At 64.6% G+C, this 12,198-nt stretch carries 11 protein-coding genes and 1 pseudogene; 5 read left to right on the top strand and 7 right to left on the bottom strand.

The genetic code is table 11. From position 1 onward, the window contains the following. The 5 genes and pseudogenes from L288_RS37630 to L288_RS37650 all read right to left on the bottom strand — a co-directional run. A pseudogene (locus L288_RS37630) lies at window positions 1-700 on the bottom strand (LuxR family transcriptional regulator); the annotation flags it as partial. 85 nt (window positions 701-785) lie between these two features. After that, window positions 786-3,056 carry a TonB-dependent receptor gene (locus L288_RS37635; protein ID WP_021239308.1) on the bottom strand — a complete coding sequence of 757 codons (2,271 nt, stop codon included), beginning with the start codon at window positions 3,054-3,056 and terminating at the stop codon, window positions 786-788. 130 nt (window positions 3,057-3,186) lie between these two features. Then, window positions 3,187-3,717 carry a nuclear transport factor 2 family protein gene (locus L288_RS37640; protein WP_021239309.1) on the bottom strand — a complete coding sequence of 177 codons (531 nt, stop codon included), beginning with the start codon at window positions 3,715-3,717 and terminating at the stop codon, window positions 3,187-3,189. A gap of 102 nt (window positions 3,718-3,819) precedes the next feature. Next, window positions 3,820-4,587, bottom strand: a complete 768-nt coding sequence (locus tag L288_RS37645) for an SDR family NAD(P)-dependent oxidoreductase (protein WP_021239310.1) — start codon at window positions 4,585-4,587, stop codon at window positions 3,820-3,822. A gap of 37 nt (window positions 4,588-4,624) precedes the next feature. Then, window positions 4,625-5,368, bottom strand: coding sequence for a helix-turn-helix domain-containing protein (locus L288_RS37650; protein ID WP_021239311.1), 744 nt, complete (start codon window positions 5,366-5,368; stop codon window positions 4,625-4,627). A 135-nt stretch (window positions 5,369-5,503) separates the two neighbouring features. Here L288_RS37650 and L288_RS37655 point away from each other — a divergent pair, with 135 nt between their 5' ends. The 4 genes from L288_RS37655 (at window position 5,504) to L288_RS37670 (ending at window position 8,851) form a co-directional block, all read left to right on the top strand. Further along, window positions 5,504-6,577, top strand: coding sequence for a Rieske 2Fe-2S domain-containing protein (locus L288_RS37655; RefSeq protein WP_021239312.1), 1,074 nt, complete (start codon window positions 5,504-5,506; stop codon window positions 6,575-6,577). Between the two features lie 32 nt (window positions 6,578-6,609). Then, window positions 6,610-7,380: an SDR family NAD(P)-dependent oxidoreductase gene (locus L288_RS37660; protein WP_021239313.1), complete on the top strand. Its 771-nt coding sequence runs from the start codon at window positions 6,610-6,612 to the stop codon at window positions 7,378-7,380. 217 nt (window positions 7,381-7,597) lie between these two features. Beyond that, entirely contained in the window at window positions 7,598-8,284 is a 687-nt protein-coding gene (locus L288_RS37665; RefSeq protein WP_021239314.1) for a hypothetical protein, read from the top strand. 63 nt (window positions 8,285-8,347) lie between these two features. Beyond that, on the top strand, window positions 8,348-8,851 hold the full coding sequence (locus L288_RS37670) for a nuclear transport factor 2 family protein (protein WP_021239315.1): 504 nt from the start codon (window positions 8,348-8,350) through the stop codon (window positions 8,849-8,851). A gap of 192 nt (window positions 8,852-9,043) precedes the next feature. Here the strand turns inward: L288_RS37670 and L288_RS37675 are convergent, their stop codons facing one another. Together L288_RS37675 and L288_RS42075 are read right to left on the bottom strand one after the other, a co-directional pair. Next, entirely contained in the window at window positions 9,044-9,889 is an 846-nt protein-coding gene (locus tag L288_RS37675) for a hypothetical protein (protein ID WP_030539865.1), read from the bottom strand. 12 nt (window positions 9,890-9,901) lie between these two features. After that, the gene (locus tag L288_RS42075) at window positions 9,902-10,765 is read right to left on the bottom strand and encodes a TauD/TfdA dioxygenase family protein (protein ID WP_021239317.1); all 864 of its coding nucleotides are present in this window, start codon (window positions 10,763-10,765) and stop codon (window positions 9,902-9,904) included. Window positions 10,766-10,875: 110 nt separating this feature from the next. On the opposite strand from L288_RS42075, the gene L288_RS42080 reads away from it, so the two are divergent. After that, window positions 10,876-12,159: a TetR/AcrR family transcriptional regulator gene (locus L288_RS42080; protein WP_021239318.1), complete on the top strand. Its 1,284-nt coding sequence runs from the start codon at window positions 10,876-10,878 to the stop codon at window positions 12,157-12,159. Window positions 12,160-12,198: the final 39 nt, after the last annotated feature.

Genomic DNA, 12,198 nt, shown 5'->3' on the forward strand with positions numbered 1-12,198 from the left:
GCCGGGCAAGGCTGGCGCTCGCCGCGCCCATGGTGGGGACCAGCCGCCCATGCTCCTCCCGGATGAAGCGGCCATCCTCCAGCAGGCGCTGCGCCACCGCATTGCGGCGCAGGATGCGGCCGTCCCGCGCCAGGATCAGCGTCGCGACCGCCAGCCCTTCCATCGCGCTGCTGAACACCTGCCGCTCCGCCTGGGTGGATGTCAGCCGTGCATGCAGGTCCAGCGCGATCCGCAGGTGCGGGATCAGGCTGGCGATCAGGCTGGTCTGCGCATCGTCAAAGTCGGGGCGGCTCTGGTCGCGCGTGACCCGCAACCGCACCGAAGCGCCCGATGGAGCTTGCAGGTCGACGCCCAGAATCTGCCCGCCGCCCGACTTGTCCAGCCATTCGCGGAAACGGGGCGGCACATGGCGGACGAAATCCTGGAAAGCGACCACCTGTCCTTCCGGCAGGCCGACGAAGGGATCGGCATCGGACAGGCGCTGATATTCCCCCGCCTTGTCGGGATGGACATCGGGGGTCACATGCGCCTCGATCCCCGCAGGGCCTGTCGCGACCAGCAGCGTGGCGAAGGTCGCCTCCGCCGCCTCCGCCAGCGCGCGCAGGAAGCCTTCCCACGGCGGCTCTTGCGTCAGCCCGCCATAGAGCGCCTCCAGCAGCGCGACGGGGGGCAGGGGAGCGGCCGGATCATGCATGTTCATGTCATAGAGGCTTTCAGCGGACGGCGGCAAAGGGATTTGCGTCCCTTCCGCCGATCCCGGCAGCCCGCTCCCCAGGCGTCCCGCGTCAGTGGCGATAGGCCAGCGTGATGCTGTACCGGCGCGGAGGATTATAATAGGCCTCGGTAAAGCCGAAGCTGGTCGAGGCGTCGTAACCCGCCGTGATGATCCGCTTGTCCGTCAGATTGTCCACCCCGGCCCGGATCGAAAAGCCGCTGCCCGTCAGACGGAACTCAGCGCTGGCATTGATGATCGCATGATCGGGCTGGCGCAGAAGCGGCGTGTTTTCGGTATCCACGAACACGGCGCTCTTATAGGCGGCGTCCACGCGGAAAATGCCTTCCAGCCTATCGATCAGCGGCGTCTGATAGATGGCGCTGGCATTGGCGGTGATGTCGGGCGCCTGCTTGAGCTTGCGGGAGCTGACATCGGTCGGCACGCCGTTGATGACCGACACATATTCCTTATACTTGGCGTCGAGCAGGCCCAGCGCGCCGGTGAAGGTGAATTGCGGCGATACCCGGAAGGTGCCTTCCAGTTCGATGCCCTGGATACGCGAGCGGCCCGCATTTTCGTTGCGGACCACGATCAGCCCGCTTGAAGGACTGAGCGTCGAAATCAGAATCTGCTGGTCGCGATATTCATTGCGGAATATGGCGAAGTTGATGGTGGCGATGCGGCCGAATCCCATCTTGAGCCCTGCTTCATAGGACGTCAGATGTTCAGGATCGTAGGAGCCGACTTCCTCCAGCGACGTCGGGCGGCCGTTGAACCCGCCCGACCGGAACCCGCGCGAATAGGAGGCATAGGCCAGGAAATCGGGCCTGAACTTGTAGGACAGCGACGCGCGGGGCGTGAAGGCGTCCCAGCTCTTTTCCTGGGAGTAGGACCGCGTGCCCGCCAGCAGCGGCTGGCGCGAATAGATGCGGATCGCCGCCTGGGAAAAGTTCTTGCGCTCCCATGTGTAGCGCGCGCCCAGTTCCACCGACAGCTTGTCGGTCAGCTCATAATTGCCGTTCGCGAACAAGGCGAGATTGCGGGTCTTCTGCCGGTTGCGGAAGTCGATGTTGAGGTCCAGCGCCACCGCCGGGATCGGATCGACGCCGGGAATGCCAAGGTCCAGCGGGTCCAGCCCGGCGGCGACCAGCGCATCATAGAGGCCGTCCGCCACAACCAGCCGCGTATTGTCGCGCGCGATCTCCTGATAGGCGAAGGCGCCCAGCAACAGCGATCCGCGACCGCCAAGGTCGAGCGCAAGCTGAAACTCCTGGCTGATCTGCTGCGCATTTTCGTCGTGAATGTCGCCCGCATAATTGACCTGCGACGACGCATCGCCATCGCGCCCGAACAGCGCATCGACATAGCGATAGGCGGTGATCGACTTGAGCGTCGCGCCGCCAAGGTCCGCCGTCAGCGTCAGCGCCGCGTTGATCGCGTCGGTATTGTCCTTGCTGAGCGAAGGGGTGGTGTCGGTGCGGTCGATGTCGCCCGGCACTGTGCAGCAAGGCCCGATCAGGGTCGATTGCAGGGTGGACAGCAGCGTCGGCGTAAAGGCGATCATGCTGTGCGGCGCGCTGTGCTGCCGCCGGTGCAGCCCGTCCACCATCAGCAATATGTCAAGCGGCCCCGATTTGTGCAGAGACAGCTTTCCCGCCACCACGTTGCGGTTGCCGAGATTCTCGCCAGAGGGCACCTTCTGCCAGCCTTCGCCGAACTCGCCCAGCGCCGCGACGCCCAGCGACCAGTCGCCCGACAAGGGCATTTCGGCATAGACGCGCCCGCGCACGGTGTTGAAGGAGCCGTATCGCAGGTCGGCTTCGATCCGCTGCTGCTGCCCCGGAATGGCCGACACGATGTTGATCGCGCCGCCCACCGTGTTCTTGCCGAACAGCGTCCCCTGCGGCCCGCGCAGCACTTCGATCCGGTCGATGCCCAGAAGCTCGGTGGTCGCGCCGAAGGTGCGGGCGACATAGACGCCGTCCATATAGACGCCCACGGCGGGGTCGGAGGTGATGATGAAGTCGTTCTCACCCACGCCGCGAATGAAGGGCGCGATGCCGCCGCTATTGCCGCCCTGGCCCGGCGTGAACTGGATATTGGGCGCGATCTGGCCGATCTGCGTCACATTGTCGAGGCCCCGGCTGTCGAGCGCGGCGGAGTCAACGGCCGTCACCGCGATCGGCACATCCTGCAACCGTTCCTCCCGGCGGCGGGCGGTGACGACGATGTCGCTGCCCATCTCTCCTTCGGAAAGGCCAGGATTGCTGACCTGGCCCAGGGCAGCGCCCGGCGCGGCGAGCGCGACGAGCGAAACGATGGAAAGCAGATGATGGCGCATGATCTTCCCCCAACGACATTATATTTCTGGCGGCCATTATAATGCGGGTGGCCTCCCGCTTCATCAGGGCGCAGCGAAAATGCTGCGCCCGTTGCATCCGTGCATCAGTGATGGCCCTGTGGCGGCGCGTTCATGCGGTCCATTGGATCAAATGGCTGATGTCGGCGCGCTCATGCGGCTTGCGGCCCGCTGTGGCGAGGTGATGCGAAGTGACGCGCGCCTCCGGGCTGAGCGGCCTGATCAGTTCGATGACGCGGTCATATTCCGTCCGCGCGATCAGCCATTGGCCGCCCTCACGGCGATAGACGTCGCGGTAAATGGCCGAACCGATCGTGTGAGAACTATGCTCCACGTCGATGAAGATGTCCTCCAGATACCAGATGCCCTCGGCCTCATCCTCGCCGGTCAGGGTGATTTCGGGCATATGGCCATGATGCATGGCGACCGCGCCCGAATGGAAGCTGTTGGCGAGAAACTCCAGCATGTTCTCACGTCCAGACAGGCTGACGCGATAGGTGCCGCCGCGATAATCGACGGTCACGTCATCGGTGAAAAGCGTGCCGAGAAGCGCCATGTCCGCCGTGTCGATGCCGCGAAAATAGCGGTGCTTGAGCGTGCGGATATCCTCGAAATCGGAAAGCTGCTGCAATGTATAGGCCATTGATCCTCATCCCTTGGTTGTACGCAAAACATTCTTATCTGCGGCATTGATAATCATGATGCGTAGAAAGTCACGCATGATTGTTGCCGGATTATGGCATCGTCAGACGCCGAACCCGCCCGAAACGGAAATGCGCTGGCCGGTGACATAGGCGGCTTCGTTCGACGCGAGGAAAAGGCAGGCATGGCCGATCTCCTCCGCCGTGCCCCAGCGTTTCAGGCAGAGCAGCCGGTGCGTGTTCTGGACCCAGCGCTTATCGATCTGGCCAAGACGCGTCAGTTCATGCAATTGCCCCGCGTCGATCACGCCGACCAGCACGGAATTGGCGCGGATGCCATAGCGCCCTTCTTCCTTGGCGATGCCCTTCACCAGTTGCTCGTTCGATGCCTTGACCGCGACGGACATGCCGTCGCGCTGCGGCCACCAGTCATGCCCGGCCGATCCCAGCGTGACGAAACTGCCGCCGCCCTGCTCGCGCATATGGGGGATGACGGCCTGCGCGGCGGCGAAGAAGCCGTGCACTTCGACATCGAAGGCGTGCCGCCACTCCTCCATCGGGGTGGAGGCGAGATAGCGCTGGTTGACCAGCGGCCCCGCCGCCCAGACCACCGTATGCACCCGGCCATGCGCGGCGACCGCGTCGGCCACCACCGCCTGCACCTGCCGCGCGTCGCTCACATCGGCGCGGTGGATGCTTGTCCTGCGCCCCAGGTCACGTCCGGCCTGCGCGACCTGCTCCGCGCGCGCCTGATTGCCGCGATAGACGATGGCGATGTCACTGCCGCCGCCCGCGAACACATTTGAAATGCCGCTGCCGATGCCGCCGCTGCCGCCGAACAGCAGGGCGCATCCTTCCGGGAAACTTGCCACAACCTCTCCTTTTCCAATCTTCTGCGCGGCGCGGGCGTCAGGCCCGCAACTCCGCCGTGGTTTCCTCCATGTCGAACGGGCGCACCATCATCAGCACGCCGCTCCATTCCCGATCGTCCAGCCGGGCCGCCTTTTCCTGCTCCGCGATCATATGGATGTCGTCCCGCAGCGCTTCGAACAGGGCGTGCACACGCGCCTGCCCGGCCTTGCTCATCACCACCATGTCGGAAACATAGAGGGCATCGGCGGACCCGAAGTCCATCGACATGAACAGCGGTTTCACCGTCCGTTCGAAGGCGGCGGACAGCGGCCCTCCGCGCCGCCAGCGCACGGACCGCTTCACCTTGGGCCGCACCCGTCCGCGCGGGGCTAGGTCGATCAGGCCCAGCCGCGCCAGCCGCTCGAAATGCGCGTGGAGGCGGCTGCGCGGCAGGCCCAGCTCCCGTTCGATCTCGGCAGGCTGCGCGCCGTGCAGGATCGCGAAGAAGACGAGCGCCAGACCCCGGTCGGCGGCGAGTATCCGTTCCTGCGCCAGCGTGAAACTCTCCTCCCCCTCTTCGCCGCTACGCGCGGCAAGATCGCGCAGGTCGACGCCCGCTATCGCGCACATCTCGTCCAGCCGGTCCAGCGTCAGCCCGTCGCCGCGCAGCCACCGCCACACCGTGGGTTCCGCCACCTTCAGCTCCTGTGCCAGTTGTCCGGCCCGCACGCCCCGCGCCTTCAATTCGCGCCTCAGTTCGGAAAGGATGGTAGCGGCCCCCGGCCGTCGCGTCGTCGCCATTTTGCACTCTCCTATCTTGGTGCGATAGTTATCTATCATCACAAGATAGCATCAATCACAATCCGGTTGCACGCGCCATGTCTCGCCGCCACCCTGCGCATATGGCGGCACGGCTGCCACGGCGGGAGAGGATATATGGCGACGACGGCTGACTACAGGCTCGGCGAATTCACCTTTCCGCGCGGCTGGTTCATGGTCGCGCGCAGCGGCGAGGTGACGGCTGCTCCAGCGGCATTGCGGATGCTGGGGCGCGAACTGGTGATCTATCGCGGGGCGTCGGGACGCATCGTCCTGCTCGACGCTTATTGCCCGCACATGCAGGCGCATCTGGCGGCGGAACAGACATCGGGCGCGGCGGCGCAGAGGGTGGAAGGGGATTCGATCCGCTGCCCCTATCATAGCTGGCGCTTCGGGCCTGACGGGCGCTGCGACCATATCCCCTATTTTGACGGCCCTATCCCGGCCGCCGCCCGGCTGCGTTCCTACCCGGTGCAGGAGGCGTTCGGTTGCGTCTTCGCCTGGCACGATCCCGAAGAGGGAGAGCCGGACTATGACCTGCCCGCTCTGCCCGAATGGTCGGACCCGCAATGGATAACCGGCGAATATGATGACCTTGGCACCTTGCCGGTCCATCCGCAGGAGATACTCGACAATCTCGTGGACACGCGCCACTTCGGCCCCATCCATGGGCAGAAGCTCGCCTATTTCGACTCCGTGTTCGAAGGGGTGGTGGGACGGCAATTGTCGGGCGGCGGCCATGAAACCATGACCAGCGAGGAAGGCGTGCTGGATGTCGACGCCTTCTATACGGGCCCCGGCATATTGATCGCGCGCTATTCGGGCGAGACGGACGCGGTGCAGATCATCTGCCACACGCCCAAGGAAGATGGCGTGACGCAGGTCTGGCACGGCATATTGACGCGGGCGCGGAACACGCCGCCATCGGCGGAGGATGTGGAACTGCGCAGCCAATATCATGCCGCCGGGTTGGGCGCTTTCTCGCAGGATTTCGCCATCTGGCGCACCAAGGGCCCGGCGATCAGCATATTGCGCCTGCCCACCGATGGCCCCTTTCACCGCAGCCGGGCCTGGTATCGCCAATTCTACAATCCGCGTGACAAGGCGCGGGAAATCCAGTCGCGCGTCGATGGCGTGCACCACACCAGCGGCATGGCGGGCGCGCCCGGCCTCGCCGACGCTGCCGAGTGACGCGCAGGAAATTCGAAGAGAGAAGGATGACTATGGACAGACAATTTCCAGAAGGCGCGGTCGCGGTTTTCGGCGGCAGCGGCGGGATCGGCAAGGGCGTGGCGCTGCAATTCGCCAGGGCGGGGACGGACGTCGCGATCTTCTACCGGTCCAAGGAGCATGTGGCGCAAGCGGCGGCGGAGGAAATCCGCGCCCTGGGCCGCAAGGCAAGCATCCACCAGGCCGATGCGCGCAGCTATGAGGAAATCGAAGCCGCGTTTGGCGGCGCGGTGGAAGCGCATGGCCGCGTGCACAGCATCGTGTGGGGCGCCGGCCCGATCGTGGCGCAGGTGAACATCGCCGACTGGACGCTGGAACAGTTCCGCGCCTCCATGGAGATCGAAGCATTTGGCTTCTATTATGCGGCGCGCATCGCCATTCCCCATTTCCGCGCGAAAGGGGGCGGCTCCTTCGTGCATCTGGGTTCGGCCGGGCATGACTGGTGGCCGCATCTCGACGGCCTGTCCGTCGCGCCCAAGGCGTGCAACGAATCGCTGGTGAAGGGCATTGCCAAAGAGGAAGGCGTCCATGAAATCCGCGCCAACTCCATCCTGGTCGGCGTGATCGACGCAGGCCAGTTCAAGGTCGGCCAGGAAGAAGGCTATTTCGACGAGAATTGGGAGCGCGAGGTCAAGAAGATGCTCCCGATCAAACGCTGGGGCAAGGCGGAGGATATCGGCAAGGCCGCCGTGTTCCTGGCATCGAACGACGCCAATTACGTGACCGGCCAGACTCTGTCGGTCGCGGGCGGCTTCGGCGTCTGACCCGCTGCGGGCGGGCGGCGCGGGCGTGATATTCTTTCTGCCTCCGCCCGCCCGTCATCTTTGCTTTGCGTGAAGCCTGTTGCTACAAGCTACGCGTAACGCTGCGATCAAGATCAAAATGCCAATGCATGGCGTTGGCAAAGGGAAGCAGCTATACGCGCGGTCCGGCCGCGGGCAGAGAACGCAGCATGCGGGAATGGCGAACAGGAGACGGTAAATGGCGACGGCATTGAAATCGGAAGCGCTGACGGGCGCAAGGTCGATGGGTCACATGGCCCTGCACTATAAGAAGCCGGAGGAAGGCCCGCTCGCCGCGCGCCTGCTTAGCATGCTGGGCTATATCCAGACGCAGGACCTGCCGCTGCCCGACGGCACGCACTTCTACCGCTTCGTCGTGGATCAGCAGCATCATCCGCGCGGCGACGGCATCGTCTATCTGTCGTGCGTGCCCGAGGCGCAGCGCGACCTGATGAACGCGATCCACGGCGCCCTCAACGTCGGCACCGATCAGGAACATCCCGCCGTGACCGCGATGCGCGAAAGGATGGACCATGATCCCGAATATGGATTCCACTATGGCACGCTGTTCGAAAGCCTAGAGGATCTGGAAAATGTCTTCATGGCGCTGGAGGAGGCGAACCGCAGCGACCCTGAAATGAAGGGGCGGTTGAAGCTGGTCTACAACCGCGCGCTGCCGGGCAACCCGGATGTGGATGCGCGGCTGGATGCGTCCCCCATCTACAAGGATGCGACCCGCTTCGCCTATGGCAAGAACGGCGTGCAGGCCTTTTTGGAAACCGACATCCTGTCGAGCGGCCTGCTGGGCGAAACCATGATCCTGGAATTCGATTATGTGTTCCCCGGCTATGCCAACCACGTCCTGTCCGTGGTCGAATGGGAATAGAATGAGGATTGCCGGGGCGGCTGCCGCAAGCCGCCCTGTATGACGAGAATTGAAGGAGAGGGCATGGCCCATAGCATCGAAGATCTGGCGGCCCGCTTGCAGGCGCTGGAGGACAAGGAAGAGATAAGGCTGCTGAAATCGCGCTATCTGCGCGCCTGCGACCTGAAACAGCCTGAGGCCGTGCGCGACTGTTTCCTGCCGCGCGGCGTGCGGATCGCCTATCAGGGCTTTCCCGTGTTCACCGGCCGCGACGCCTTTGTCGCGACCTATGAGAGCATGGCCTGCAATGGCGGCGTCTATGATATTCACCACGCCACCAACTGGGACATCAGCCTGACGGGGCCGGACGAAGCGCGGGGCCTGTGGTCGCTCAACTTCCGCACGATCCTGACCGGTCCGCGTCATGTCACGCGGCTGGGCGTCGAATATGACGATATCTATTGCCGCGAGGATGGCCGCTGGTGGATCGCCGAGAGCGTCAGCCGCGTCACATCCATCCTGACCGAGCAGATCAACGAGGACGGGTCGCTCACCGTCCTGGCGTCGGGCGAACCAACGGCTGCCTGAAGGAGGCGAGGGGGAGCTTGGCCGCCCCTTCGCTGTTCGCGCAGAGGCGCAGAGGACGCAGAAAAGAGATCAAGCATCCCGCTGAAGGCGCTTTTCTCCTTTCAAGCGGAAGGAAAGCGTCAATCGCGCCGCCTCCGCCGACAAGCATCCCTCTCCGCGCCCTCTGCGCCTCTGCGCGAACCCATCAACCCGTCACGCAGGCTCCAGAGCAGGCTCCAGCGGCGCACGCCCGGCCCAATAGGCCCCTTCGCGATCGGTATTGACGTCCACCGCGCCGCGCACGCCCAGCGCCGCCCGCGCTTCTTCCAGCGGCAGGTGGAAGGCCGGTTCCAGCTTCTTCATGAACAGGGCGTCGCTTTCCTGCCCCACCCGCATTCCGCGCTGGATCGCATTCACGCAGGTCGGCCACACATGCGGGTAATGCAGCATGGTCCGCACCGTGTAGCGCAGCGATCCGAATAGCTGGATCAGGTTCAGTTCCGCCGCCAGTTCAGGGTTCTTGATGAAGCGCGGCACATTGGTCAGCCGATACCAGTAGGGAACCAGCTCACCCATGAAGTTGAACCCGCCGCCGCACAATATATGTTCGAAATCATGGGTCTGGCCTGACCGCAGATTATAGAATTGCAATTGTGTCTGCGGCTGCGTCCACGGCGTGATCTGGATCTCGTAATTGCCGGACGTCATCTGCGCGTAGAATATGCCGCCCAGCGACCCCGGCGCATAATCCTTGAAATCCTCGATCTTGTAACTGGAAATGAAGCCTTCTTCGAACCATGCGTCCAGTTGCGGATTGACCTTGCGTTCCTGCGTGAACATCTCCTCCACCGCGTCGAAGTCGCGAAGCGAATCCAGTATCGGCAGGAATTCGTACATCTCCGCCTGGGGTGGTATGTCCGCGCCATTCTTGCGCAGGCAGATCATCGCCAGCCATTCGCGCAGGCGCGGATTGTTCAGATATTTGGATGACGACACCAGCACGCTGCTGTCGGTGCCCACCGGCATGACGCCGCGCATCAGATAGGGAAGCTCCGTCATCGCCATCCTCCGTCAGTTGAGTTCCAGCTTCTTGCCTGCCGATCCCCATGCGGCGATGCGCGGATCGTCCAGCTTGAATTGAGGCAGCAGTTCAAAGAAGCTCTTGTTGGCGACGCACACCCGCTGGAGCCGCCGCGGCGTCATGCCGGTCAGGTCGCAACGCGAATGCTGGAGCGCGATATTGTCCCAGATCAGCAAGTCGCCATTGTTCCAATGGTGGCGATAGATGCGGTCCCCGGCATAAAGCTCGTCGAACAATGCGGCCAGCAAGGCGTCGCTGTCCTTGCGCGGCAGGCCGTCGATCCGGGCGGTCTGCATGTCGCTGATGTAGAGCGTGGGTTCGCCGGTGCGCGGATGCGCGATCACCACCGGGCGCGTCTGCTGCGGCACGAAATCGGGCACGTCATATTCGACGGTGCGGTGCGACTGGATGAGCGCCAGCGCCGTCACGGCATCGCGTCCCTCGATCGCTTCGGCCAGGTCTTGCGGCAGGCGCTTCGCTGCCTCCACGCCGTTGGCGAAGGCGGTCCAGCTTTGCCCGTCATTCACCTCCACCGCATGCAGCGACAGAATCTTGAACGGGTCCTCCGTAAAGGCAAGGTCGCTGTGCCAGGTCAGCGGCCCCGACCCCAGATTGCCGTCGCTGGAAATCTGGCGATATTCGCCGGTCGATCCCAGCACCTTGCCGAACAGCGATAGGATGCGGACTTGCTGATCCTCGCCAAGCTGCTGGTCGCGGAACAGCAGCAGCTTATGTTCGTCGAACAGCGTCAGCATGCGCTGTTCAAAGCCATCGGGCAGCGGCGCGTCCAGGCGGATGCCGATCTCCATGCCGAACGGTTCGATCGGCCGTTCTTCCCACGCGTCTCCCGGCATAGCCTCTCCTCTGTCTTTCCCGAACGGTATCGAACCGTTCGGCAGGCGTCAAGGCTGGCATGAAAGGGGGAGGGGGGTGCAAGCCGCGCCCAAGCTGATATAGCGGTCCCATGGGGCAGCATCAGCGCGCGATTACCGAAGAGGCCGGGACGGAGGGAGAGCCCCCGTCCCAACGCGTGCGCCATCTGCTGGCTGTCGCGCGGGCCGAGTTCGTGGCGCGCGGCTTCGATGCGGTCAGCATCGATGCGATTGCGCGCGCGGGCGGGGTCAGCAAGGAAACCATCTACCGCCATTTCGCCGACAAGGAGGCGCTGTTCCGCGCCGCGCTGGAGGCGGCGGGCGCGGAATTCACCGCCCGCGCGCAAGCGGTGCATCAGGCGGCGGCCCACCCGCGCATAGAACTGGCGGGTCTTGCCCGCACCATCATCGACGCGACGGTCGATCAGGGCATGTTCAGCGTACTGTGGGTCGCCACCAGCGTGGCGCAGCGCATGCCGGACTTCGCTTCCCTGCTGCACGACCAGCAATGGACGCGGATGGAGCCGGTGCGGCTGGCGCTGGAGGAATATGCGCGGCAGCAGGGCTTGGGGCGGCATGTGCCGCTGGAGCTGGCGCTGGATTTCGGGTCGCTGGCGGTGGAAGGCCCGGCGATGCTGATGGGCTTCCCGCCACCGGCGGCGGCCGAGCGGGACAGGATGGCGGGACAGGCGGCGCTGCTCTTTTCCCAGGGGATCGGCCCGTGGATCGGCGAGGCTGGGTCTGGGGCTGAAGCTGGGGCTGCGGCAAACGAGGCCGCGCGTCCTGACAGCCTCTCCGGCCCGCCCGATCATATCCGCACCTTGCTGGACGTGGCGGCGCGCCATTTTCTGGAACAGGGCTTTGAAGGCGCGAATCTGGATGTGATCGGGGCCGAGGCGCGGGTGGGCCGGGGAACGCTCTACCGGCATTTCGGCAGCAAGGCCGGGCTGTTCGCGGCCGCCCTGCGCCAGCATGCGCGGCGGATGGCGGCGATCGCGGCGCCTCCTCCTCTGCCGGAAGGGCTGATGGACAGGGGCGCGCTGGAGGCATTTCTGGACAAGGCGATCGCCGCTCTTGCGTCCCTGCCCTCGATCCGGCTGCACAGGGCAGCGATCAGCCAGTCCCGCCGCGATCCCGAAACAGGCCGGGCGGTCTTCACCCTGTTGCGCGCGCCATGGGTGGATGCGCTGCTGCGCTGGCTTGCGCCGGTGAATGCGGGCGGGGACCGGGAATGGCTCGCGCGGCAATTGCTGGTGCTCGCCACGCGCGGCAATCGCCTGCTTGGCGCGGAACGGGTCGTATCGGCCACTGACCGGCGGCGCTATGCGGAACGCGCCGCCTCCATCTTCCTCGACGGCTTCACCAGCCTGCTCTGACCGCATTTTTCCGGGACCGTACGCCATATGCCGCAGCAG

Origin of the sequence: Sphingobium quisquiliarum P25 (assembly GCF_000445065.1) — a bacterium.
Lineage (GTDB): Bacteria > Pseudomonadota > Alphaproteobacteria > Sphingomonadales > Sphingomonadaceae > Sphingobium > Sphingobium quisquiliarum.